We start from the raw sequence: 22,796 nt of genomic DNA, 5'->3' as shown, positions 1-22,796 counted from the left end.
CCACCTGCTTTCACCTATCTTAGGAATTTCGGTCGCGGTGCCCGCATGCGTTGGGGTCCCTGTCGACCTGCTCGCATGGCCACCAACTTCCTGACCCAGATTTTCGGCAGTCGCAACGACCGGCTCCTCAAGCAGTATCGCAAGACGGTCGAGCGCATCAATGCGCTCGAACCCGCATTCGAGAAACTCAGCGACGATGCGCTGCGCGCGAAAACCCAGGAGTTCAAGGACCGGCTGGAGCGCGGCGAGACGCTGGACGACCTGCTGCCCGAGGCTTTTGCGACGGTGCGCGAAGGCTCCAAGCGCGTCATGAAGATGCGCCACTTCGACGTGCAGCTGCTCGGCGGCATGGCGCTTCACAACGGCAAGATCTCCGAAATGCGCACCGGCGAGGGCAAGACGCTCACCGCCACGCTGCCGGTGTACCTGAACGCGCTGACCGGCAAGGGCGTGCACGTGGTGACAGTGAACGACTACCTCGCCAATCGCGACGCCCGCTGGATGGGCCGCCTCTACAACTTCCTCGGACTCACGGTCGGCATCAATTTGCCGCAGATGCCGCGCGAGGAGAAGCAGCAGGCCTACGGCAGCGACATTACCTACGGCACCAACAACGAGTACGGCTTCGACTACCTGCGCGACAACATGGTCTACGAGACGCAGGACCGGGTGCAGCGCGGGCTGAACTACGCGATCGTCGACGAGGTGGACTCGATCCTGATCGACGAGGCGCGCACGCCGCTCATCATCAGCGGCCAGGCCGAGGACCACACAGAGCTGTACCTCGCGATCAACAAGGTCGTGCCGCTCTTGACCAAGCAGGAGGGCGAGGCCGATCCGCGCACCGGCGAGGGCGTCACGAAGCCGGGCGACTTCACGGTCGACGAGAAGACGCACCAGGTGTTCCTGACCGAAGACGGTCACGAGAAAGCGGAGCAGATCCTCTCCGAATTCAAGCTGCTGCCCGAGGGCGCCTCGCTCTACGATCCGGCCAACATCACGCTGATGCATCACCTCAATGCGGCGCTGCGTGCGCGGCATCTGTACCACCGCGACCAGCACTACGTGGTGCAGCAGGGCGAGGTGGTGATCGTCGACGAGTTCACTGGCCGCCTGATGACCGGCCGGCGCTGGAGCGACGGCCTGCACCAGGCCGTCGAAGCCAAGGAAGGCGTCGAGATCCAGGCCGAGAACCAGACGCTCGCCTCGATCACCTTCCAGAACTATTTCCGCCTGTACGGCAAGCTGGCGGGCATGACGGGCACGGCCGACACGGAAGCCTACGAATTCCAGGAGATCTACGGCCTGGAGACCACGATCATTCCGCCCAACCGTCCGAGTCGGCGCGAAGACCAGCTGGACCGCGTCTACAAGACCACGCGCGAGAAGTACGACGCGGCCATTGAAGACATCCGCGAGTGCTACGAGCGCGGCCAGCCGGTGCTGGTGGGCACCTCCTCGATCGAGAACTCCGAGATCATCGACGGACTGCTCGCCAAGGCAGGCCTGCCGCACCAGGTGCTCAACGCTAAGCAGCATGCGCGCGAGGCCGAGATCGTCGCGCAGGCAGGCCGGACCAAGATGATCACGATTGCGACCAACATGGCGGGCCGCGGTACCGACATCGTGCTCGGGGGCAACGTCGAAAAGGCAATCGAAGCGGTAGAGGCTGACGAAGCGCTCGATCCTTCGGCCAAGGCGGCCGAGATCGCACGCCTGCGCAGCGAGTGGGACAAGGACCATGAGTTCGTGAAGTCGCTCGGCGGCCTGCGCATCATCGCGACCGAGCGCCACGAATCGCGGCGCATCGACAATCAGCTGCGCGGCCGCTCGGGCCGGCAGGGCGACCCGGGCTCTTCGCGCTTCTACCTGAGCCTTGACGATCCGCTGATGCGCATCTTCGCGGGCGACCGCGTCAAGGCGATCATGGACCGCCTCAAGATGCCGGATGGCGAGGCCATCGAAGCCGGCATCGTCACGCGCAGCATCGAGAGCGCGCAGCGCAAGGTCGAGGCCCGCAATTTCGACATCCGCAAGCAGCTGCTGGAGTACGACGACGTCTCCAACGACCAGCGCAAGGTGATCTACCAGCAGCGCAACGACATCCTCGACGCCGGCGATCTCACGGCGCAGATCGAGGCCTTGCGCGAAGGCTGCTTCACCGACCTGGTCCGCCAGTACGTGCCGCCCGAATCGGTCGAGGAGCAGTGGGACCTGGCCGGCCTCGAGAAGGCGTTGAGCGACGAGTGGGGCATCGACATCCCGCTTCAGAAGGACGTGGAGGCCGCGAGCGCCATGGGCGACGAGGACATCGTCGAAAAGGTGGTGGCCGCGGCCAACGAAGCGTTCAACGCCAAGGTGACGCTGATCGGCCAGGAGAACTTCACCCAGTTCGAGCGCATGGTGCTGCTGCAAAGCATCGACACCCACTGGCGCGAGCACCTGGCTTCGCTGGACTACCTGCGCCAGGGCATCCACCTGCGCGGCTACGCTCAGAAGCAGCCCAAGCAGGAATACAAGCGCGAGGCTTTCGAGCTCTTCGGCCAGTTGCTCGATTCGGTGAAGAACGAGGTCACGCGCCAGCTCATGACGGTGCGCGTGCAGTCGAGCGAGCAGTTGGAGCAGGCCGCCGACGCGATGGAAAGCCGCGGCGAGAACTTGGCCAACATCACCTACACCGCGCCGACCGAGACGGGCGACGTCGAGATCCGCGTCGACGAGGAAAGCCAGCGCCGCCTGGCCGCGATCGCCACTGGCCTTCCCGTCGGCGCCGCCGCCTTCGCCCGCGTCGGCCGCAACGATCCCTGCCCCTGCGGCAGCGGCAAGAAATTCAAGCATTGCCACGGCAAACTCAGCTGATAGCGACCAGGACGCCGCCATGCCCGTGAATCTCTCCGCTCCCGACCCCGCCGCCCTGCATGCGGTGCCCGGCATTCGCATCGGCGTGGCCGAAGCGGGCGTGCGCAAAGCCAACCGCAAGGACCTGACGGTGGTGCTGATAGACGAAGGCGCTGCCGTCGGCGGCGTGTTCACGCAGAACCGCTTCTGCGCAGCGCCCGTGCAGGTGTGCCGCGAACACCTGGCCCGGGACTTCGGCATTCGCGCGATGCTGATCAACACCGGCAATGCGAATGCCGGCACCGGTGAGGACGGCCTGGCGCGCACGCGCGCGACCTGCATCGCGTTAGCCCGCAAGCTGAACCTGGCACCCGAGCAGATCCTCCCGTTCTCCACCGGCGTGATCATGGAGCCGCTGCCGATCGACCGCATCGAGGCCGGCCTGCCCGCTGCGCTTGCCGACGCGGCGCCCGACCACTGGGCACGCGCGGCCGAAGGCATCATGACCACCGACACCGTGCCCAAGGCCTTCAGCCTCCAGGTGCAGATCGGCGGCGCGACGGTCACCGTCACCGGCATCAGCAAGGGCGCCGGCATGATCCGGCCGAACATGGCGACCATGCTCGGGTTCATGGCGACAGACGCGAAGATCGCTCCGTCGCTGATCCAGCCGCTGGCCAAGGCGTTGGCCGACGCTTCGTTCAATCGCGTGACCATCGACGGCGACACCTCGACCAACGATTCCTTCGTGGTGATCGCCACGCAGAAGGCTGCGCACGGCACCATCTCCTCACTCGATTCCGTGGAAGGCCGTGCGTTGGTGGAAGCGATGCAGACCGTCGCGCGCCAGCTGGCCCAGGCCATCGTGCGCGACGGCGAGGGCGCGTCCAAGTTCATCACCATCCGCGTGGAAGGCGGGCGCGATGCCGCCGAATGCAGGCAGGTGGCGTATGCGGTGGCGCATTCGCCGCTGGTCAAGACCGCGTTCTACGCGAGCGACCCCAACCTCGGGCGCATCCTCGCGGCGGTCGGCTATGCGGGCATCACCGACCTCGATCAGACTGGAATCGATCTCCACCTCGACGACGTGCATGTTGCCGTCAAGGGCGGACGCAATCCGAGCTACCGCGAAGAAGACGGCCAGCGCGTGATGAAGCAGAGCGAGATCACGGTGCGCATCGGCCTCGGCCGCGGCGACGCCGCCGATACCGTGTGGACCTGCGACCTGAGCCACGACTACGTTTCCATCAATGCCGACTACAGGTCATGAATGAGAAGTTCGAACGCCTGATCGAGCGCGCCGAACAGCTGATCGGCCGCATCGAGTCGATCCTTCCGCAGCCGCTGGCGGCGCCCTCCGACTGGAACGCCTCGATCGCCTGGCGCTACCGCCGCCGCAGCTCGGGACACGGCACGCTGGAACCGGTGCGCCACCTGGCTTCGATGCCCTTGGATGCGTTGAAGGAAATCGACGCCCAGAAGGAAAAGATCGAACGCAACACGCGTCAGTTCGTCGAGGGCAAGCCGGCCAACAATGTGCTGTTGACCGGAGCCCGCGGCACCGGCAAGTCTTCGCTGATCCGCGCCTGCCTGCAGGCCTATGCGCCGCAGGGATTGCGCTTGATCGAAGTCGACAAGGCCGAGCTGACGGACCTGCCGGACATCGTCGAGGTGGTTTCGCAGCGGCCCGAGAAGTTCATCGTATTCAGCGACGACCTGAGTTTCGACGAGGGCGAACCCGGCTACAAGGCGCTCAAGTCGATCCTCGACGGCTCGATCGCCGCGGCCACGCCCAATGTGCTGATCTATGCGACCAGCAACCGGCGCCACCTGCTGCCCGAATACATGAAGGACAACCTGAGCTACACCCACACCGAAGACGGCGAGGTGCATCCCGGCGAGGTGATCGAGGAAAAGATCTCGCTGTCGGAGCGCTTCGGCCTGTGGGTCAGCTTCTATCCCTTCAGCCAGAACGAATACCTGACCATCGTCGCGCAGTGGCTGTCGTCCTTCGGCGTCGATCAAAAGGCGATCGAGGCAGCACGGGCCGAGGCGCTGGTCTGGGCGCTCGAGCGCGGTTCACGCAGCGGCCGGGTGGCCTACCAGTTCGCGCGTGACTACGCTGGCCGCAGCTGACGCGCCATGACGGACAAGCGCAAGCACACAGAGGTGGCGGTAGGCATCCTCATCCGCGAGGACGACGCGCTGCTTCTTTCGACCCGGCCCGACGGCAAGCCTTACGCGGGCTACTGGGAGTTTCCGGGCGGCAAGATCGAGCCGGGCGAGACGGTGGAAGAGGCGCTACGGCGCGAACTGCACGAGGAACTCGGCATCACGATCGCCGGCGCCGAGGTCTGGAAGACCACCGAACACGACTATCCGCACGCGCTGGTCCGCCTGCACTGGTGCAAGGTCCGGGCGTGGCGTGGCGAGTTCGAGATGCGCGAAGGCCAGGCGATGCGCTGGCAGCAGTTGCCGCTCGATGTGGCGCCGGTGCTGCCGGGTGCGCTGCCGGTGCTTGGCTGGCTCGCGCGGGAGCGCGGCCTCGCCAACGATCACTGCTGAATCTTGGGGTCGCCGAAAGCCTCGTCGTCCGGCGGCGCCTCGGCCGGCATTCTGAATTCCTCGCTGGCCCACGCGCCGAGGTCGATGCCCTTGCAGCGTGCGCTGCAGAAGGGCCGGTACGGATTACTGGGCGCGTAGACGCTGTCTTTCCCGCATGCCGGGCACCGGACGATGCGCTCGCCAGATGAATTGACCTTGGCCATCATGCGCAGAGAGTCAGCTCGAAGGGAGTGTCGTCCGTGCTCTGGTGCAGGCGATCGTCGGCTTCGTGTCGCATCAAGCGCACCGACACCATGAGCCGATTGCCGCTGATCTCGGGAATGAGTCCGAGTTTCGGGTCGATCCGCAGGCGCAACAGCTGGAAGCTCCGGCCCTGAGGCAGGTTCTGCTGGAACTGGCCGCCAGCGGCCATGACCTTGTAGGGCACGTCGGCGTCGCGCAAGAGCTTCAGCAGCAGGTAGATCGATTCGGCCAGCGGCGCGAGCGTGGAGGACCAGCGTTCCAGGTCGGCGCGCCGGTCGGGGGCGCTGCCGTTCTGCCAGGCGTAGTAGGCCGGCAGATCGAACTCGCAGGTGCCGCCGGGAATGCTCGCGCGGCTGCGGATGCTCATCAGCCACTCGTTCTCGGTCAATGCCTGTCCGGCCTTGCCGGGAACCGTGTTGAGCGTGGTGAAGTTGCTTTCGAGCTTGCCGACGACCTGGTCAAGCACGGCTTCGGAGATGGCCGGGTTGCCGCGATAGCTGTTGAAGACGTTCTTGTGCTTGTCGAGGTCGCGCAGCACGTCGGCCTTGAGATCGGCGCGCGCCGCCACGTCCATGATCTCGAAGATCGTGACGAGGGCGTAGTGATGGGAGAGCGCCGAATCGGCAGGCACCAATTCGCCGAGGCGGCGAAACAGGTGCTCCAGCCGCAGGTAGGTCCGGATGCGCTCGTTGAAGGGGTACTCGTACAGAATCACGCGTCGGCTTCCAGTCGCACGATGATAGCCCGAAGACTCGCTGCCGCACCGCAGCGAAGGGGAACTGGCATTCGTCCTACGGCGCGTTGTGCCGGACGGGAGAGAGGAGCGCGCGCACCTCCTTGAGCATCAGCTCGCCGACCCACAGCTGACCGTGCATGGACAGGTGCGTGTCGTTGGGGAAGTACAGGTCGCGCACGGTCGTACGGGCCTCCCTCGCCGCGGTGAACAAGTCGGGACCGAGTTTGGTCTTGTTGAGGGCGGCGACGAAAGCGGCGGAGTGCTGCGGTTCCACGTAAGTCGTGGTCTTGTCCGGAATCACCATCCACAGGATCGGCGGCGACGGATGCGCCTGGCTGATCGCTTCCATTTGCCTGACCGTGCGTTCGGAAAGCTCCGCTGCGGTGGTGTCATCGGGAAAGAACAGCGCCTTGTCGCACAGCCTGCTGCTGAAATAGGCGCAGCCGTCGGGCACGGTGCGCACCCGCGCGCGCTCTCCGAACTGGACGTCGGGCGATGCGATGGCGCGTTTCGTGTTGCGATAGGTGTTCAGGCCGGTGGTCAGCTTGGCGCTGGTATTGAGTTCGAAGCCCGGGACCTCGGTGAGGGGCTGCACGAAGGGCTCCTTCTTGACCGACAGGGGCTTCTTCGACATCGCGCCGCACTTCTCGCTGTCGTCGAGGCGCTCGGCAAGCAGGCGCTCGATGCTCTCGATCACGATCAGCTTGCCGCGGAAACCGTTGTCCTCGACCCATTGGCTGAAGTTCTTGCAGATGAAGGGAAGTTGCCCCCAGTAGATAGTCGTGACGCGGTAGCCGGCCTTCACCAGTACGCTCTGCCATGTGAAGGTCATCGAGAAACTGTCGCCGATGACGAGGATGTCGGCTTGGTCCATCGGGACGGCGCGCATGGACTCGAACGGGAGAGGAGGCGGCGGTTTGCGCCACCCGAACTCGTGCTCGGATACGCGCCCGATGCGCGACAGGTCGCCGTAGGGAATCGGCGTGAACAGCGTGACCAGCAGCAGGGCCACGATCACCGCAAAGCCAGCGAAAAAGATCCGCAGCCAGAGTTTCGCTGGGGTCATGTCAGAACTGAAAATAGAGGAAGGGGCTGTAGACGCCCAGTTGAGACACGCACATGCCGAACAGCACGACCACGAAAGCGGCGATCAGTGCCGTCCCCATCCGCATCGAGCGCGGACGCCCCGCCAGTGCGATCGGACCAGGCACCCAGCGCTCCAACGCGATTGTGGGAGGCAATGCCAGGCAGATGAACAGGCCGAGCAGCAAGGTCTGGAAGAATTCGGGCTTACGGTATGGAACCGCGAACTCGCCGAATGCGCTCGGCGGCGCCCCGTGCATGCCGAGCATGCCCTTGTAGATTTCGAGCGCCGTGGTGACGCTCTCGGCGCGGAACACGACCCAGGCGATCATCACGCACAGGAAGGTCAGCAGCCAGCCGGCCACGCGCCCCACGCGGCTCGGCGTGGCGCTGCGCCGCACCTTGGCGTTCCACAGGTGGTTGATCATCAGGAATGCGCCGTGCAACGCGCCCCAGATCACGAAGGTCCACGCCGCGCCATGCCAGAGGCCGCCGAGCAGCATGGTGATAAACAGATTGAGGTAACGGCGCGCCTCGCCCTTGCGGTTGCCACCCAGCGGCACATACAGATAATCGCGCAGGAAAGTCGATAGCGAAATGTGCCAACGCCGCCAGAACTCGATGATGTTGGTCGACTTGTACGGCGATCGGAAATTGAGCGGCAATTGCACGCCCAGGCACAAGGACAGCCCGACCGCCATATCCGAATAGCCCGAGAAGTCGAAGTAGATCTGCAGCGTGTAGGCCAGCACACCGAACCATGCCGTGTAGAGCGAGGGCGCGATGCCGTTGTGGACGCCGTTGAACATCAGGTCGGCGTACTGCCCCATCTTGTCGCCGATCAGCAGCTTCTTCGCGAGACCGAAGCTGAAGATCGCAATGCCGAGTGCGAGCTTGTTCGCATCGACCCGGTAAATGGCCGGGTTGGCGAACTGCGGCATCATCTGCGCGTGATGCAGCACCGGACCCGCGATCAAATGCGGGAAGTAGGTGACGAACAGCACATAGTGAATGAAGCTGCGCTCGTGAACCTTGCCCTGCCAGCAGTCGACCAGGAAGGCGATTTGCGTGAAGGTATAGAACGAAATCCCGATCGGCAGTGCGATATGGAGCAGCTGAATCGGCGCCAGTCCTGCGGCAGCCAGCCCCTCGTTCACGTTTGAGACGAAGAAGTTGGCGTACTTGAAGACCGCCAGCACCCCGAGGTTGACGACGAGCGCAGCGATCAGCATGCGCTTGCGCTGACGGTCGTCGCGTTCGGGGCTCGGCGTGAGGCGCAGCCCGAACCAGTAGTTGACGCAGATCGAGCCCACCAGCAGCGGCAAGGCCATGACGCTCCACCAGCCGTAGAAGAACAGCGATGCGAGCGCGAGAAAGCCGGCAGCTGCACGCGCGTTGCGCTTTCCGATCAGGAAGAACCCGACAAGAACTATCGGGAAATAGAGAAAGATGAATGCGTACGAATTGAAGAGCATCTTGGGGAGGGCAGCGTCGCATGGCTCATTCGAGCGCGCCGCCTTGTTGTTGTCTCGCGCGTGTGGCGGCAGTCAGCGCGGGATTATCGCGTGCTTGCGCCGGTCCACCGTTCCCACAGGTTTCGGACGTCGGCGGAGAGTTCCGCCAGCGACATTTTCTCGTTGAAGATCACCGCGTCCGCCGCGGCGCAGCGCTGCGCGCGGTCGGCCTGCTGAGCGATCACGGCGCGGACGGCTTCGGGCGTCCAACCCGAACGCGCCACCACGCGCTGCACCTGGGTTTCTTCGGTCGCGTCGACGACCAGCACGCGATCGACGAGAGCGCGCCAACGCTTCGATTCGACCAGCAGCGGCACATCGAAGACGATCAATTGCCCGCCCGCGGCGGCCGCCTGACGCTCGCATTCCTCGCCGATCAGGGGATGCAGGATCGCTTCGAGCCGCTTTCTGGCATGCGCGTCGGCAAACACCAGATCCCGCATGCGCGCCCGGTCCAGGCCGCCATCCGCAGCGATGACCCCACGGCCGAATTCGGCTTCGATCGCAGGCATGGCGGCTCCTTGCGGCTGGGCAATCGCGCGTGCAATGGCGTCGGTGTCGATCAGCGTGGCGCCGGCGATGACCAGCATGGACGCGACGGTGCTCTTTCCGCTGCCGATGCCGCCGGTCAGTCCGATGCGCATGGCACGCGCGCCTTTGCTCGGTCAGAGGCCGGCCACGCGAAGGATCGCGTCCGGACCGAAGAGCATGGCTGTGAAGCCGGCACCTGCGAGGAAAGGGCCGAAGGGCACATAGCCGCCTTCGCGCAGCCCGCTGTTGAGCTTGAGCGCAACGCCGACGATCACACCGATCACCGATGCCATCAGGATGATGGGCACCAGCGCCTGCCATCCGAACCAGGCGCCGAAGGCGGCGAACAGCTTGAAATCGCCGTAACCCATGCCCTCCTTGCCGGTGCTCAGCTTGAACAGCCAGTAGACCGCCCACAGCGAGACATAGCCCGCCACGGCGCCCCAGACGGCATTGGCGAGGCTCACGCCCGTGAAGCCTGCGAGGGCTGCGAGCAGGCCGGCCCAGAGCAAGGGCAGCGTGATGTCGTCGGGCAAGAGGGTGGTGTCCCAGTCGATCAGCGCGAGCGCGATCAGCGCAGCGGCGAAGCCGCACCAGGCTAGGCCGCCGAACTGGCCGGGCATGCGCCACACGCACCAGGCGAACAGGGCGCCGGTCGCCAACTCGACCAGCGGATAGCGCAGGCTGATGGGTGCCTTGCACGCCGAGCATTTGCCGCGAAGAAACAGGTAGCTCAGCACGGGCACATTCTCGTACCAGCGGATCGCATGGCCGCACTGCTGGCAGCGCGAATGCGGCACCATCAGATTGAAGGGCTCTGCAGCAGCGGGTTCCGCGCCGTCGAGGCTCGCACATTCGGCGGCCCATTGGCGTTCCAGCATTTTCGGCAGGCGATAGATCACGACGTTGAGGAAGCTACCGATCAACAACCCCAGCACGCCGGCCAATGCGGCGTCCACCCCCTGCGAAACCAGCATCAGACGACCTGGCCGAGCTTGAAGATGGGCAGATACATCGAGACCACGATGCCGCCGATGATCACGCCCAGGAACACGATGATGATGGGCTCCATCAGGCTCGAGAGGCCGGCCACCATGTCGTCGACTTCCGATTCGTAGAAATCGGCGGCCTTGCCCAGCATGTGGTCGATCGACCCGGACTCCTCGCCGATCGCGGTCATCTGCAGGACCATGGAAGGGAACAGGTTGGCGTTGGTCATCGCCGCCGTCAGGCTGGTGCCGGTCGAGACTTCCTGCTGGATCTTGGCCGTGGCGTCGGCGTACACCGTATTGCCGGAGGCGCCGCCGACCGAGTCGAGCGCCTCTACCAACGGCACGCCGGCGGCGAACATGGTGGCCAAGGTGCGGGTCCAGCGCGCGACGCAGGATTTGTCGATCAGGCTGCCGAAGATCGGCAGGCGCAGCAGCAGCCGGTCCATGACCCGCTGAACGCGCTCGTTGCGCTTCCAGGCCTGCATGAAGAAGTAGAGGCCGCCGCCGATCACCCCGAAGATCAGCCACCAGTACGCGACGAAGAATTCGCTGATGGCCATGACGATCAGCGTCGGGGCCGGGAGGTCGGCGCCGAAGGAGCTGAACACCTGCTTGAAGGCCGGGATCACGAAGATCATGATGATCGCCACCACGACGAACGCGACGACGACCACGGAGGTCGGGTACATCAGCGCCGACTTGATCTTCGACTTGATCGCCTCGGTCTTTTCCATGTAGGTGGCCAGGCGATCGAGCAGTTCTTCAAGGATACCTGCGGCCTCGCCGGCTTCAACCAGGTTGCAATAGAGGTTGTCGAAGTACTTGGGAAACTTGCGGAAGGCGGCGGACAGCGAGGTGCCCGTTTCCACGTCGCTGCGAACGTCGTTGAGCAGCTTGGCCACGCTCGGATTCGCGTTGCCGCGGCCCACGATGTCGAAGGCCTGCAGCAAAGGAACGCCGGCCTTCATCATCGTCGCGAGCTGGCGTGTGAAGATGGCGATGTCCTTCGGCTTGATGGCCTTGCCGGAACGCATGCGCCGCTTCTTGATCTTCGTCGCTAGCACGCCCTGGCGCCGCAGTGCCGCCTGGACCTGGTTTTCGCCGGCAGCACGGACTTCCCCGCGTACCACCTTGCCATTGCGATCCTTGCCTTCCCACTCGAAGACGAATTCCTTGAGGGTTCGGGTTGATGCTGCTGCTGCCGTTGCCATTCGAGCTCCGCTTCTCAATGCTATTCGTTGGTGACCGCGAGCACTTCTTCAAGTGAGGTCAGGCCTTGCATGACCTTCTTCAGTCCCGATTGACGTAGCGAGCGCACGCCTTCGGCTTCGGATTGCTTCGCGATATCGAGTGCGCTGCCATCGCGCAGAATGATCTTCTGGATCTCTTCGGAGATCGGCATCACCTGGTAGATGCCAACGCGCCCCTTGTAGCCGCCGTTGCAGGCCGAGCAGCCGACCGGGCGGTAGGGCTTCCAGGTACCGTCCACATCGCTTTCCTTGAAGCCGGCATCGAGCAGCGCCTCTTTCGGCACATCCATGGCCGGCACCTTGCAAACCGTGCAGAGGCGTCGCGCAAGCCGCTGCGCGGTGATCAGGATGACGCTCGAGGCGATGTTGAAGGGCGCGATGCCCATATTCCGCATGCGCGTGAGTGTCGTGGGAGCGTCGTTGGTGTGCAGGGTGGACAGGACCAGGTGGCCCGTCTGCGCAGCCTTGATCGAGATGTCAGCGGTTTCGAGGTCGCGGATTTCGCCGACCATGATGATGTCCGGATCCTGGCGCAGGAAGGCTCGCAGCGCAGTCGCAAAGGTCAGTCCCGCCTTTTCGTTGACGTTGACCTGGTTCACGCCGGGCAGGTTGATTTCCGACGGATCTTCCGCCGTGGCGATGTTGACGCCGGCCTTGTTGAGCAGGTTCAGGCACGTGTAGAGCGACACCGTCTTGCCGGAGCCGGTCGGGCCCGTGACCAGCACCATGCCGTAGGGACGCCCGATGGCAGTGAGCAATCGTTCCTTTTCATCCGCGTCGTAACCCAGTGCGTCGATGCCGAGGCGTGCACTGCTCGGATCGAGGATACGGATCACGATCTTTTCACCGAACAAGGTGGGCAGGGTACTCACGCGGAAATCGATCACCCGATCGGGACCGATCTTGAGCTTCATGCGGCCGTCTTGCGGCACCCGCTTTTCGGAGATGTCCAGCCGCGAAATCACCTTGATCCGCGACGCCAGCTTGTCCTTGATGACCGTGGGCGGACTTGCGATTTCGCGCAGTTCGCCGTCGACACGGAAGCGCACGCGATACTGATGCTCGTAGGGTTCGAAGTGGATGTCCGACGCGCGCATGCTGAATGCATCGAGCAGCATCTTGTGCAGAAAGCGAACGACCGGCGCATCTTCGACCTCGGCCACCGCCGGGTCGTTGTTGTCGCTCGAGGTTTCCGCCGAAATTTCGTCGAATTCGAACTCAGCGCCGACGATGCTGTCGATGGTCTCGGAGGCGCTCACTGCGGCCGCCTCGATCATGCGCGAGAGCTTGTCGTACTCGGCGATGACCCAGTCCACGCCCATCTGGGACGCGAACTTGATCTTCTCGGCGGCCTGCTGATCCGAAGGATCGGCTGTTGCAACAATGAGACGATTGTTGCGCTTGCTCAGCACCACAACCCGATAGGCTTGGCAGAGCTTGGGGTCGAGCAGGTCCTTAGGAAGGCGCTGCGGATCGATCGCGTCGAGGTCGAGCAGTGGCGCGCCGAAGGCGCCCGACAAGGTGTGCGCGAGGTCGGCGGCCGAGACGGCACCGGTGCCGGTCAGCTCCGCGATGAAGCTGGTCCGTCCACTGAGCGACTTCTGGTAGATGTCTTCTGCTGATTTTGCCGGCAGTTTGCCAGCCGATATCAAGGCCCGCGCGAGTCCCGGCAGGGCGATCGACGAGTTTTCTTTGACGAGGGGTTCAGCAGCGGCCATTCAACGAATGTAACAAGACGTGAAAAATTGCTTCACGATCATCGCTGATCCCCCAAGGGCTGTAAATCGCTTCGCAGCAACAGACCGCGCAGCATTTTGCATATACAGCCGAAAAGGCTGGTCGGGGTGAGAGGATTCGAACCTCCGGCCTCTACGTCCCGAACGTAGCGCTCTACCAGGCTAAGCTACACCCCGATGGTTGCAAGAAAAAGAATCGTCCCGGGTGCCCACTGTCGTGAGGTGTCTAGGCGCGTCGCTCAAGCAACTGAGCCGCCAATTGTAGCAAACCGGCAGAGTGCAAATTCGCGGGAAAGCCGGCAAGCGCATCCATCGCGCGTTGCGCTTCGGCCGCTGCTGCTGCCCGCGTAGCGTCCAGCGCACCCGTCTCTCGCACGATGGCGACGATCTGCGGCAGCTGCGCCGTATCGCCCGCCTCGATGGCAGTTCGAATGAGCTCGCGCTGCGCCGGCGTGCCGCGCTGCATGGCCAGAATCAGCGGCAGCGTCGTCTTGCCTTCGCGCAAATCGTCGCCGACGTTCTTGCCGGTCTCGTTCGCATCGCCTGCGTAGTCGAGCACGTCGTCGATCACCTGGAAGGCGGTGCCCAGCGCCTGCCCGTAGGCCGCACATGCTTCTTCCACCTCCGGCTTCGCGCCCGCCAATACTGCGGCGAGCCGGGTGCTGGCTTCGAACAGCTTGGCGGTCTTCGAGCGGATCACCCGAAGGTAGGCCTCCTCGTCGAGCGAGGCGTCGTGCATGTTCATGAGCTGCAGCACCTCCCCCTCGGCGATCACGTTGGTCGCCTCGGCCAGGATTTCCATGACCCGGACGTTGTTGGCATCCAACATCATCTGGAACGCGCGAGAGTAGAGGAAGTCGCCGACCAGCACGCTGGCGGGATTGCCGAAGGACTCGTTGGCTGTCGGGCGGCCCCGCCGAAGCGTCGATTCGTCGACGACGTCGTCGTGCAGCAAGGTCGCGGTGTGGATGAATTCCACCACGGCGGCCAGGTTGAAGCGCTGTTCTCCGCGATAGCCCAAAGCGCCGGCCATGAGCAGCAGCAGCGCCGGGCGCAGCCTCTTGCCGCCGGCCGAGATGATGTACTTGGAGACTTGACGCACCAGCGGGACGCCGGTATCGAGGCGGCGGGCGATCACGAGATCGACCCCAGCCATGTCCTCTGCAATCAGGCTGAGTACGGCGGCAGCGGGGGAGGAGTCGGCAGGGGGAACTGGCAAGGCAGGGGCGCTTTGTGCGCTGCGTGAGGGACGACGATGGCGCAGGGCCGGAAGGCGCAGATTATAGGGAGCCGGGTACCCGGACGACGCGGCGGGGCGTCGCGCTATGCCGGCAGGCGCCCTGCGTGCTAGAATCTTGGGCTCTGCGGAATTCGCCGTAGAACCATCTTATTCCAAGAGGTCCACATGTACGCGGTCATAAAAACCGGTGGCAAGCAATATCGCGTTGCTTCCGGCGAGAAAATTAAAGTAGAACAGATTGCTGCGGACGTAGGCCAGGAAATCGTGATCGACCAAGTGCTCGCAGTCGGCGACGGCAGCGCAATCAAGGTCGGTACACCCCTGGTGTCCGGCGCATCTGTGACAGCCACTGTGCTGTCGCACGGCAAGCACGACAAGGTTCGCATCTTCAAGATGCGCCGTCGCAAGCACTATCAGAAACGTCAAGGCCATCGCCAGCAGTTCACCGAGCTGCAAATCGGTGCGATCGCCGGCTAAGGAGCGAACACCATGGCACAGAAAAAAGGCGGCGGCTCAACGCGAAACGGGCGCGATTCCAAGCCCAAGATGCTCGGCGTGAAGGCCTTTGGCGGCGAGCTGATCAGCGCCGGTTCGATCATCGTGCGCCAGCGCGGCACCCAGTTCCATCCCGGCGTCAACGTCGGCGTGGGCAAGGACCACACGCTGTTCGCCCTGGTCGACGGCCATGTGTCCTTCGGCACCAAGGGCGCGCTCAACAAGCACACGGTCAACGTGACCCCGGCGTAAGCCAGTCACTTCGATCTGCTCGAAGCCCCGCTTGCCGGGGCTTCTTCATTTGTAAACTGGACATCTCATGAAGTTCGTGGACGAAGCCTTCATCGACATCGCTGCCGGCGATGGCGGCAACGGCTGCGTGTCGTTCCGGCATGAGAAGTACAAGGAGTTCGGCGGCCCGAACGGCGGCGACGGCGGGCGCGGCGGCCATGTGTTCGCGGTGGCCGATCCGAGCCTCAACACGCTGGTGGATTTCCGCTTCGCGCGCCGCCACGAAGCCAAGCGCGGGCAGCACGGCATGGGGTCCGACATGTTCGGCGCTGCCGGCGACGACATCACGCTCAAGATGCCGGTCGGCACCATCATCACCGACGCCGAAACCGGCGAGGTGCTGTACGAACTGCTGGCGCCGGGCGAGGTGATCACGATCGCCAAGGGCGGCGACGGTGGTTTCGGCAACATGCGCTTCAAGAGCGCTATCAACCGCGCTCCGCGCCAGAAGACGCCCGGCTGGCCCGGCGAGAAGAAGAGTCTCAAGCTCGAACTGAAGGTACTGGCCGATGTCGGCCTGCTGGGCATGCCGAACGCCGGCAAGTCCACGCTCATCAGCGCGATCTCCAATGCGCGTCCGCGCATCGCCGACTACCCCTTCACCACGCTGCATCCGAACCTCGGCGTGGTGCGCGTCGGTCCGGAGCAGAGTTTTGTCGTCGCCGATCTCCCGGGCCTGATCGAGGGCGCCTCCGAGGGTGCCGGCCTCGGCCATCTGTTCCTGCGCCATCTGCAGCGCACCCGGCTGCTGCTGCACGTGGTCGACATCGCGCCCTTCGACGACGCCGATCCGGTCGCGCAGGCCAAGGCGATCGTCGGCGAGCTCAAGAAGTACGATGCGGCGTTGTACGAAAAGCCGCGCTGGCTGGTGCTGAACAAGCTCGACATGGTGCCGGACGACGAGCGTGTCGCGCGTGTGAAAGACTTCGTCAAGCGGCTGCGTTTCAAGGGTCCGGTCTTTGAGATCTCTGCGCTCACGCGCGAAGGCTGCGAGCCCTTGGTCCAGGCCATCTACCAGCACGTCAAGGCGCAGCAGGTGGCCGAGCAGCCGCCGACGGAGATCGACCCGCGTTTTGCCTGACATGACTTCAAGCTCGACCCCCGGTTCCACCGCCCTGCGCGACGCGCGCCGCATCGTCGTCAAGGTGGGCTCCAGCCTCGTCACCAACGAGGGCCGGGGCCTGGATGAAAACGCCATCGGCGAATGGTGCCGGCAGCTCGCGACGCTGGTGCGCGACGGCCGCGAGGTCGTGATGGTGTCGAGCGGTGCCATCGCCGAAGGCATGAAGCGGCTCGGCTGGCGCACGCGCCCGCACGAGATTCACGAATTGCAAGCTGCCGCGGCGGTCGGGCAGATGGGCTTGGCGCAGATGTACGAGACCAAGCTGCGCGAGAACGGCATGGGCAGTGCCCAGGTGCTGCTGACGCACGCCGACCTGGCCGACCGCGAACGCTACCTGAATGCGCGCTCGACGCTGGTGACCCTGCTCGCGCTCGGCGTGGTGCCGGTCATCAACGAGAACGACACGGTAGTCAACGACGAGATCAAGTTCGGCGACAACGACACGCTGGGGGCGCTGGTCGCCAACCTGGTGGAAGCCGACGCGCTTGTGATCCTGACCGATCAGAAGGGCCTCTACACTGCCGATCCGCGCAAGGATCCCGACGCCCGCTTCGTGCACGAGGCGGCGGCCGGCGATCCCGCGCTCGAAGCCATGGCCGGCGGCGCAGGCAGCAGCATCGGCCGCGGCGGCATGATCACGAAGATCCTGGCAGCCAAGCGCGCCGCCGGCTCCGGCGCCTCGACGGTGATCGCTTGGGGCCGCGAGCCGGATGCATTGCTGCGCCTTGCGCGCGGCGAACCGATCGGCACGCTGCTGCTGGCGCAGACCGCCAAGCACCAGGCGCGCAAGCGCTGGATGGCCGATCACCTGCAGTTGCGCGGCGCGGTCACGGTGGATGCCGGTGCCGCCGCCAAGGTGCGGGGCGAAGGCAAGAGCCTGCTGCCGATCGGCATGACCAACGTCGAGGGCGAGTTCTCACGCGGCGACGTGATCGCCGTGCGGGACGCGCAAGGCGTCGAACTCGCTCGCGGGCTGGCGAACTACTCGAGTGCCGAGGCCAGGCTGCTGTGCCGCAAGCCTTCCGCCGAATTCGAGCGACTGCTGGGCTATGTCGCGGAGCCGGAAATGGTGCACCGGGACAACATGGTCCTGATGCCCGGCGGCCGCTGAGGCTTCACTGGAGCTCGCGCAGCGGATTCTTCATCTGCTGCACCATCTCGCCCACGGATGCGCGCGGCGCGTGGCCGCGGCACAGGCCCTGCGCAGACAGTTCCTTGGCATAGCGCGAGTTGCGTTCGTCGATGCGCTTCCACTCCGGATTGGTCACGTGATGCCAGGCGCCCTGGTTGAAGCGGGCGTATTGCTTCACTTCCTCGGTCGCGCAGCGCACCCCTTCGTAGAAGGCATTGGTGGCGCCGCCGGCTTTGTTGCTGGCCACGATCACATAACGCACCGTGCCGTCGCTCCCCAGCGTGATGGTGCCGGGATCGACGCCGTACTTGAGGCTCAGGTACGGCGGCATTTCGATCGGGAGCAGCCGCCTCTCGTCGAAAGCCGGAGGCGGCGGCACTTCGCCTTCCTTCCATTCGTCCGCTTGAGCCGTCACTTTCGGCGGCGGCGGCATGCCGGCTTGCGCCCAGTCCGGATTGTCCGTATCCCTTGGACCGGAGCCGCATGCGGCGAGCATGCATGCGACGGCGAAGGCAAGAACGTGCCTAGCGCGGCACGTGAAGAGGATCGGTTGGGTCGGGCGCTGGATGAGGGGCATTGGGATTCGGGTCGAAACTCGCCCCGGGAGGCAGTTCGAAGTTGGGTTCATGGCCTGCAGCGGGCGGGTGGCGCTCGAATTCACGAGCGCGCACATTGCTGCGCAGGAAGCGGTTGCGGAAATCCTGACGAGGCAGGTAACGTGCGAGTTCGGTCAGCGCCATTTCATAGACGCCGCGCTTGAATTCGACCACCACGTCCAGCGGGACCCAGTAGTCATGCCAGCGCCAGGCGTCGAACTCCGGATGGTCGGTGGCGCGAAGATTGAGATCCCAGTCGTGACCGATCAGCTGCAGCAAATACCAGATCTGCTTCTGGCCCTTGTAGTGGCCCCGTGCGTCACGGCGGATGAACCGATCCGGCACCTCGTAGCGCAACCAGTCGCGGGTACGGGCCACGATGCGCACATGCTCCGGCTGGAGACCCACCTCCTCGTGCAGTTCCCGGAACATGGCCTGTTCGGGGCTCTCGCCGCGATCGATGCCGCCTTGCGGGAACTGCCAGGAATGGGTGCGGATGCGTTTGCCCCAGAAAACCTGGTTTCTCTGGTTGAGCAAGATGATGCCGACGTTGGGCCTGAAGCCGTCCCGGTCGAGCATAATCAAACCCCAATTTTTTGAACTGAGTCGATTATGCCTGCCGGGTTGCACTCGGCAAGCGACCGGTTCCGGGCCCTCTCGTGGCTCGCCTTTACCCTGTACCTGGAACTCTCTCTCGCGACCGATGAAAGCTTCCCGATTCTTTATCTCCACCCTCAAGGAAGCGCCGGCCGATGCCGAGGTCGCGAGCCATCGGCTCATGATGCGCGCCGGCATGATCAAGAAGCTCGGTACGGGCATCTACACCTACATGCCGATGGGCCTGCGCGTGATCCGCAAGGTCGAGGCGATCGTGCGCGAGGAGATGAACCGCGCCGGTGCCGTCGAGCTCACGATGCCGGTGGTGCAGCCGGCCGAACTGTGGGAGGAAAGCGGCCGCTTCCAGGGCTACGGCCCCGAGCTGCTGCGCATCAAGGATCGCCATGAGCGCGGCTTCGTCGTGCAGCCGACCAGCGAAGAGGTCGTGACCGACATCGCGCGGCAGGAAATCCGCAGCTACAAGCAGCTGCCGAAGAACCTCTACCAGATCCAGACCAAGTTCCGCGACGAGCGCCGTCCCCGCTTCGGCCTGATGCGCGGGCGCGAGTTCGTCATGAAGGATGCCTACAGCTTCGACCGCGACCTCGAAGGCGCGAAGCTCAGCTATCACGCAATGGCCGACGCCTACCGCAAGATATTCGACCGCTTCGGCCTGCGCTACCGAGCCGTCGCTGCCGACAGCGGGGCGATCGGCGGCGACGTGAGCCAGGAGTTCCAGGTCATCGCCGCGACCGGCGAGGACGCGATCGTCTATTGCCCCGACAGCGACTACGCGGCCAACATGGAGAAGGCCGAGGCGCTCGCGCCCACCGTGCCGCGCGGTCCGGCGACCGAGCCGCTCGCCAAGACGCCCACGCCGGGCAAGAGCACCTGCGAGGACGTGGCCCTGCTGCTGGGTGTGCCGCTTGCGACCACCGTCAAGTCGCTGGTGCTCGCCACCGACACCGTCGATGCCGACGGCAATCCGAAGGGCTCCCAGGTCTGGCTGCTGCTGGTGCGCGGCGACCACGACATGAACGAGATCAAGGCGAGCAAGGTGCCGGGCCTGGACAAGGGCTTCCGCTTCGCGACGAACGCCGAGATCGAAGACCACTTCGGCTGCAAGCCGGGCTACCTCGGCCCGCTCGCGCTGAAGCAGCAGGTGAAGATCGTCGCCGACCGCGACGTTGCGGTCATGGCCGACTGGATCACCGGCGCCAACGAGGTCGACTTCCACATGACAGGCGTCAACTGGGGCCGCGACCTGCCCGAGCCCGACGTGGTGGCCGACATCCGCAATGTGGTCGCCGGCGACGCCTCGCCCGACGGCAAGGGCGTGCTCGCGATCGAGCGCGGCATCGAGGTCGGCCATGTGTTCGTGCTCGGCACCAAGTACAGCAAGCCCATGAACGCGACCTTCCTCGACGAGGCCGGCAAGCCGCAGTTCCTCGAGATGGGCTGCTACGGCATCGGCATCACGCGCCTGCCTGCGGCGGCCATCGAGCAGAACAACGACGAGCGCGGAATCATTTGGCCCGATGCCATCGCCCCCTTCACCGTGGTGGTCTGCCCGATCGGCATGGATCGCAGCCCGGAGGTCAAGACGGCGGCCGAAGCGCTCTACGAGCAGCTGCTCGCGGCCGGCGTCGACGTGCTGCTCGACGATCGCGGCGAGCGCCCCGGCGCGATGTTCGCCGACTGGGAGCTGATCGGCGTGCCGCACCGCATCGTCATCTCCGACCGCGGCCTGAAAGAAGGCCAGCTCGAGTACCAGCACCGCCGCGATACCGCCGCGACCAAGGTGCCGGTGGCCGGCGTTGCCGAATTCATCAAAGGCAAGCTCGCAGCATGAGCTTGTCGCGCCGCGCGTACATGGGCGGCGCTGCCGCCGGAACCCTTTCGCTGGTGCTGCCGCGCCCGGCGCTGGCCGGCGCGCAGATCGAGGAACCCCTGATCGATTCGGTGCGCACCGCCCTGAGCTCGGCCATCCACAACAAGGCGCCGCCGATCCCCGAGTTCAGCAACACCGAGGCGCGGCTCGCCTACCTGCGCTGGCTCGGCGCCATGAGCGAGCGCCTCAAGAAGAAGCTGGTCGACTGGCCGACGCGCAAGGAATTTCTGCAGACCGTCTGGTACGAATCGCGCCGCGCCGGCCTCGACGTCAGCCTGGTGCTGGGCCTGATCCAGGTCGAGAGCAATTTCCGCAAGTACGCGGTTTCCAGCGCCGGCGCGCGCGGCTACATGCAGGTGATGCCCTTCTGGACCCGCGTGATCGGCGACAGCGACCCGGCCAAGCTGTTCCACATGCAGACCAACCTGCGCTTCGGCTGCGTGATCCTGCGCCACTACCTCGACCGCGAAGCCGGCGACCTGTTCATGACGCTCGGCCGCTACAACGGCAGCCGGGGCAGGGCGCCGTACCCGAATGCGGTGTTCGCCAACCAGCGGCTCTGGGCCTTCGACGACCGGCGTTCGGACTCGGCCTCAGCCTGAACTCGCCGCGCCGGCGCCGGCACCGGCGCGGGTGACCATCACCTGGTCGATGCGGTGGCTGTCGACGTCCATCACTTCGAAGGTGTAGCCGCTCCAGCTCACGCTGTCGGTGCGCTTGGGCACGCGGCGCAGCATCACCATCAGAAAACCTGCCAGCGTCTCGTACTCGTCGGCGTGCGGCAGCGCGTCGATGTCGAGCGCGCGCTGCACGTCCTGGATCGGCGTCACGCCGTCGATCAGCCACGAGTTCTCGTCGCGCTTGACGATCTGCTGCTCTTCATCCTGCGGCCCGACCAGGTCGCCCATCACCGTGCTCATCACATCGTTGAGCGTGATCACGCCGACCACCAGGCTGTATTCGTTGACGATGATCGCGAAGTCCTCGTGGGCCTGCTGGAACTGCTCGAGCACCTCGGTCAGCGACAGCCGGTCCGGGACGACCAGCGCCTTGTGCAGCGGCAGACCTTGGTCGAAGGAGAGCGGCTGGCCGCTCAGCACGCGCTGGAACATGTCCTTCGCGTCCACGTAGCCCAGCACGTGGTCGATGTCGCGTTCGCACACCGGATAGGCCGAGAAGGGCTCGGCAACGATGCGCGCGCGCAGCACCGCCTCGGAATCGTCTTTCTGGAACCAGGCGATGCGGTCGCGCGAAGTCATCACGCTGCTGACCAGCCGCGTATCGAGCTCGAACACGTTGGCGATCACTTGCTGCTCGCGCACCGCGAGCACGCCGGCACGCGCGCCGGCTTCGGTCATGGCGAGGATGTCGGCCGAAGTGATCTTGTCGTCGCGCTGCATCGGCATGCGCAGAAGCTTGAAGAGCAGGTCGGTGCAGTTCGTGAACAGCCAGACCAGCGGCTTGAAGGTGGTGATGAGCACCTGCATCGGCCCGACCATGCGCACCGCGAGCCGTTCCGGATCGCTCATGCCCAGCCGCTTGGGAAACAGGTCGGCGAACACCAGGAACACCGCGATGATCGTGACGAAGGAGGCCAGGAAGGCCGCGGTCTGCGCAGCCTCGGCGCCGAGCCACAGCTCGAACAGCTGTGCGAAGTACGGGCTCAGCGAGCCTTCGCCGACCACGCCGCCGAGGATCGCGACCGCGTTGAGCCCGATCTGGACCACGGTGAAGTAGTGGCCGGGCTGCTCCTGGATGCGCATTACCCGCTCGGCGCGCACGTCGCCATCGTCGGCCATCTGGCGCAGCCGCAGGCGGCGCGAGGCGGCCAGCGAGATCTCGGCCAGGGAAAAGAAAGCGCTTATCGCAATCAGTGCGGCGATGACGAGCAGGCTTTGGGTCAGTGTCACAGGATCATGGTTCGATCGACAAGGACCGCCATG

22 protein-coding genes and 1 tRNA gene are annotated in these 22,796 nt (G+C 64.8%); 10 read left to right on the top strand and 13 right to left on the bottom strand.

Going from position 1 to position 22,796, the window contains the following annotated elements; genetic code table 11:
* The first annotated feature begins 75 nt into the window (after positions 1–75).
* Genes secA through mutT form a run of 4 tightly spaced genes read left to right on the top strand, consistent with a single transcriptional unit; the run spans position 76 to position 5,403 of the window.
* Positions 76–2,859 (top strand): preprotein translocase subunit SecA, encoded by a 2,784-nt coding sequence (gene secA / locus EJI01_RS12400; protein ID WP_126837431.1) that lies wholly within the window; start codon positions 76–78, stop codon positions 2,857–2,859.
* Positions 2,860–2,878: 19 nt separating this feature from the next.
* Positions 2,879–4,108: a bifunctional glutamate N-acetyltransferase/amino-acid acetyltransferase ArgJ gene (gene argJ, locus EJI01_RS12395; RefSeq protein ID WP_126837429.1), complete on the top strand. Its 1,230-nt coding sequence runs from the start codon at positions 2,879–2,881 to the stop codon at positions 4,106–4,108.
* Positions 4,105–4,974, top strand: coding sequence for an ATP-binding protein (locus EJI01_RS12390; RefSeq protein WP_126837427.1), 870 nt, complete (start codon positions 4,105–4,107; stop codon positions 4,972–4,974). The genes argJ and EJI01_RS12390 overlap by 4 nt, the downstream gene beginning before the upstream one ends.
* A 6-nt stretch (positions 4,975–4,980) precedes the next feature.
* A complete protein-coding gene (mutT, locus tag EJI01_RS12385) occupies positions 4,981–5,403 on the top strand; it encodes an 8-oxo-dGTP diphosphatase MutT (protein ID WP_126837425.1) in 423 nt (140 codons plus the stop codon).
* On the opposite strand, the gene EJI01_RS12380 is transcribed toward mutT, so the two are convergent.
* The 10 genes from EJI01_RS12380 to EJI01_RS12335 all read right to left on the bottom strand — a co-directional run bounded on the left by EJI01_RS12380 (position 5,394) and on the right by EJI01_RS12335 (position 14,707).
* Positions 5,394–5,606 (bottom strand): DNA gyrase inhibitor YacG, encoded by a 213-nt coding sequence (locus EJI01_RS12380; RefSeq protein WP_126837694.1) that lies wholly within the window; start codon positions 5,604–5,606, stop codon positions 5,394–5,396. The genes mutT and EJI01_RS12380 overlap by 10 nt on opposite strands.
* A complete protein-coding gene (gene zapD, locus EJI01_RS12375) occupies positions 5,606–6,361 on the bottom strand; it encodes a cell division protein ZapD (protein WP_126837424.1) in 756 nt (251 codons plus the stop codon). The genes EJI01_RS12380 and zapD overlap by 1 nt, the downstream gene beginning before the upstream one ends.
* A gap of 76 nt (positions 6,362–6,437) precedes the next feature.
* Positions 6,438–7,448: a hypothetical protein gene (locus EJI01_RS12370; protein ID WP_126837423.1), complete on the bottom strand. Its 1,011-nt coding sequence runs from the start codon at positions 7,446–7,448 to the stop codon at positions 6,438–6,440.
* Between the two features lies 1 nt (position 7,449).
* A complete protein-coding gene (locus EJI01_RS12365; RefSeq protein WP_126837421.1) occupies positions 7,450–8,940 on the bottom strand; it encodes an MBOAT family O-acyltransferase in 1,491 nt (496 codons plus the stop codon).
* 83 nt (positions 8,941–9,023) lie between these two features.
* Complete coding sequence (gene coaE / locus EJI01_RS12360; RefSeq protein WP_126837419.1) at positions 9,024–9,623, bottom strand: dephospho-CoA kinase; 600 nt, start codon at positions 9,621–9,623, stop codon at positions 9,024–9,026.
* Positions 9,624–9,644: 21 nt separating this feature from the next.
* On the bottom strand, positions 9,645–10,487 hold the full coding sequence (locus tag EJI01_RS12355) for a prepilin peptidase (RefSeq protein WP_126837417.1): 843 nt from the start codon (positions 10,485–10,487) through the stop codon (positions 9,645–9,647).
* Positions 10,487–11,713 carry a type II secretion system F family protein gene (locus tag EJI01_RS12350; protein WP_126837416.1) on the bottom strand — a complete coding sequence of 409 codons (1,227 nt, stop codon included), beginning with the start codon at positions 11,711–11,713 and terminating at the stop codon, positions 10,487–10,489. Before EJI01_RS12350 ends, EJI01_RS12355 begins: the two co-directional genes overlap by 1 nt.
* 20 nt (positions 11,714–11,733) lie before the next feature.
* Positions 11,734–13,470: a type IV-A pilus assembly ATPase PilB gene (gene pilB, locus EJI01_RS12345; RefSeq protein ID WP_126837414.1), complete on the bottom strand. Its 1,737-nt coding sequence runs from the start codon at positions 13,468–13,470 to the stop codon at positions 11,734–11,736.
* Positions 13,471–13,588: 118 nt separating this feature from the next.
* Positions 13,589–13,665 (bottom strand) — tRNA-Pro (locus tag EJI01_RS12340).
* A 49-nt stretch (positions 13,666–13,714) separates the two neighbouring features.
* Complete coding sequence (locus EJI01_RS12335) at positions 13,715–14,707, bottom strand: polyprenyl synthetase family protein (RefSeq protein ID WP_126837412.1); 993 nt, start codon at positions 14,705–14,707, stop codon at positions 13,715–13,717.
* 186 nt (positions 14,708–14,893) lie between these two features.
* On the opposite strand from EJI01_RS12335, the gene rplU reads away from it, so the two are divergent.
* The 4 genes from rplU to proB all read left to right on the top strand — a co-directional run bounded on the left by rplU (position 14,894) and on the right by proB (position 17,748).
* Positions 14,894–15,205 (top strand): 50S ribosomal protein L21, encoded by a 312-nt coding sequence (rplU, locus tag EJI01_RS12330; RefSeq protein ID WP_093105742.1) that lies wholly within the window; start codon positions 14,894–14,896, stop codon positions 15,203–15,205.
* Between the two features lie 12 nt (positions 15,206–15,217).
* Complete coding sequence (gene rpmA / locus EJI01_RS12325) at positions 15,218–15,475, top strand: 50S ribosomal protein L27 (protein WP_093105745.1); 258 nt, start codon at positions 15,218–15,220, stop codon at positions 15,473–15,475.
* Between the two features lie 67 nt (positions 15,476–15,542).
* Entirely contained in the window at positions 15,543–16,595 is a 1,053-nt protein-coding gene (gene cgtA, locus EJI01_RS12320) for an Obg family GTPase CgtA (protein WP_126837410.1), read from the top strand.
* Position 16,596: 1 nt separating this feature from the next.
* The gene (gene proB / locus EJI01_RS12315) at positions 16,597–17,748 is read left to right on the top strand and encodes a glutamate 5-kinase (RefSeq protein WP_126837409.1); all 1,152 of its coding nucleotides are present in this window, start codon (positions 16,597–16,599) and stop codon (positions 17,746–17,748) included.
* A 4-nt stretch (positions 17,749–17,752) separates the two neighbouring features.
* Here proB and EJI01_RS12310 read toward each other — a convergent pair whose 3' ends face one another.
* Positions 17,753–18,184, bottom strand: a complete 432-nt coding sequence (locus EJI01_RS12310; RefSeq protein WP_260602428.1) for a CNP1-like family protein — start codon at positions 18,182–18,184, stop codon at positions 17,753–17,755.
* 109 nt (positions 18,185–18,293) lie between these two features.
* Complete coding sequence (locus EJI01_RS12305; RefSeq protein WP_126837693.1) at positions 18,294–18,944, bottom strand: RNA pyrophosphohydrolase; 651 nt, start codon at positions 18,942–18,944, stop codon at positions 18,294–18,296.
* Positions 18,945–19,068: 124 nt separating this feature from the next.
* On the opposite strand from EJI01_RS12305, the gene EJI01_RS12300 reads away from it, so the two are divergent.
* Together EJI01_RS12300 and EJI01_RS12295 are read left to right on the top strand one after the other, a co-directional pair.
* Positions 19,069–20,814, top strand: coding sequence for a proline--tRNA ligase (locus EJI01_RS12300; RefSeq protein WP_126837407.1), 1,746 nt, complete (start codon positions 19,069–19,071; stop codon positions 20,812–20,814).
* On the top strand, positions 20,811–21,455 hold the full coding sequence (locus EJI01_RS12295) for a lytic transglycosylase domain-containing protein (protein WP_126837406.1): 645 nt from the start codon (positions 20,811–20,813) through the stop codon (positions 21,453–21,455). Before EJI01_RS12300 ends, EJI01_RS12295 begins: the two co-directional genes overlap by 4 nt.
* Here the strand turns inward: EJI01_RS12295 and EJI01_RS12290 are convergent.
* Positions 21,447–22,763, bottom strand: coding sequence for a hemolysin family protein (locus tag EJI01_RS12290; protein ID WP_126837405.1), 1,317 nt, complete (start codon positions 22,761–22,763; stop codon positions 21,447–21,449). The genes EJI01_RS12295 and EJI01_RS12290 overlap by 9 nt on opposite strands.
* Between the last annotated feature and the right edge of the window lie 33 nt (positions 22,764–22,796).

It is taken from the genome of Variovorax sp. MHTC-1 (assembly GCF_003984645.1).
Lineage (GTDB): Bacteria > Pseudomonadota > Gammaproteobacteria > Burkholderiales > Burkholderiaceae_C > Variovorax.
This window is presented reverse-complemented; position numbering and strand designations above follow the sequence as displayed.

Bases quoted from the DNA above. Each gene is read 5' to 3' on its own strand.
- secA (WP_126837431.1), top strand. From the start codon at position 76: ATGGCCACCAACTTCCTGACCCAGATTTTCGGCAGTCGCAACGACCGG.
- argJ (WP_126837429.1), top strand. From the start codon at position 2,879: ATGCCCGTGAATCTCTCCGCTCCCGACCCCGCCGCCCTGCATGCGGTG.
- EJI01_RS12390 (WP_126837427.1), top strand. From the start codon at position 4,105: ATGAATGAGAAGTTCGAACGCCTGATCGAGCGCGCCGAACAGCTGATC.
- mutT (WP_126837425.1), top strand. From the start codon at position 4,981: ATGACGGACAAGCGCAAGCACACAGAGGTGGCGGTAGGCATCCTCATC.
- EJI01_RS12380 (WP_126837694.1), bottom strand. From the start codon at position 5,606: ATGGCCAAGGTCAATTCATCTGGCGAGCGCATCGTCCGGTGCCCGGCA.
- EJI01_RS12370 (WP_126837423.1), bottom strand. From the start codon at position 7,448: ATGACCCCAGCGAAACTCTGGCTGCGGATCTTTTTCGCTGGCTTTGCG.
- EJI01_RS12365 (WP_126837421.1), bottom strand. From the start codon at position 8,940: ATGCTCTTCAATTCGTACGCATTCATCTTTCTCTATTTCCCGATAGTT.
- coaE (WP_126837419.1), bottom strand. From the start codon at position 9,623: ATGCGCATCGGACTGACCGGCGGCATCGGCAGCGGAAAGAGCACCGTC.
- EJI01_RS12355 (WP_126837417.1), bottom strand. From the start codon at position 10,487: ATGCTGGTTTCGCAGGGGGTGGACGCCGCATTGGCCGGCGTGCTGGGG.
- EJI01_RS12350 (WP_126837416.1), bottom strand. From the start codon at position 11,713: ATGGCAACGGCAGCAGCAGCATCAACCCGAACCCTCAAGGAATTCGTC.
- pilB (WP_126837414.1), bottom strand. From the start codon at position 13,470: ATGGCCGCTGCTGAACCCCTCGTCAAAGAAAACTCGTCGATCGCCCTG.
- rplU (WP_093105742.1), top strand. From the start codon at position 14,894: ATGTACGCGGTCATAAAAACCGGTGGCAAGCAATATCGCGTTGCTTCC.
- rpmA (WP_093105745.1), top strand. From the start codon at position 15,218: ATGGCACAGAAAAAAGGCGGCGGCTCAACGCGAAACGGGCGCGATTCC.
- cgtA (WP_126837410.1), top strand. From the start codon at position 15,543: ATGAAGTTCGTGGACGAAGCCTTCATCGACATCGCTGCCGGCGATGGC.
- proB (WP_126837409.1), top strand. From the start codon at position 16,597: ATGACTTCAAGCTCGACCCCCGGTTCCACCGCCCTGCGCGACGCGCGC.
- EJI01_RS12305 (WP_126837693.1), bottom strand. From the start codon at position 18,944: ATGCTCGACCGGGACGGCTTCAGGCCCAACGTCGGCATCATCTTGCTC.
- EJI01_RS12300 (WP_126837407.1), top strand. From the start codon at position 19,069: ATGAAAGCTTCCCGATTCTTTATCTCCACCCTCAAGGAAGCGCCGGCC.
- EJI01_RS12295 (WP_126837406.1), top strand. From the start codon at position 20,811: ATGAGCTTGTCGCGCCGCGCGTACATGGGCGGCGCTGCCGCCGGAACC.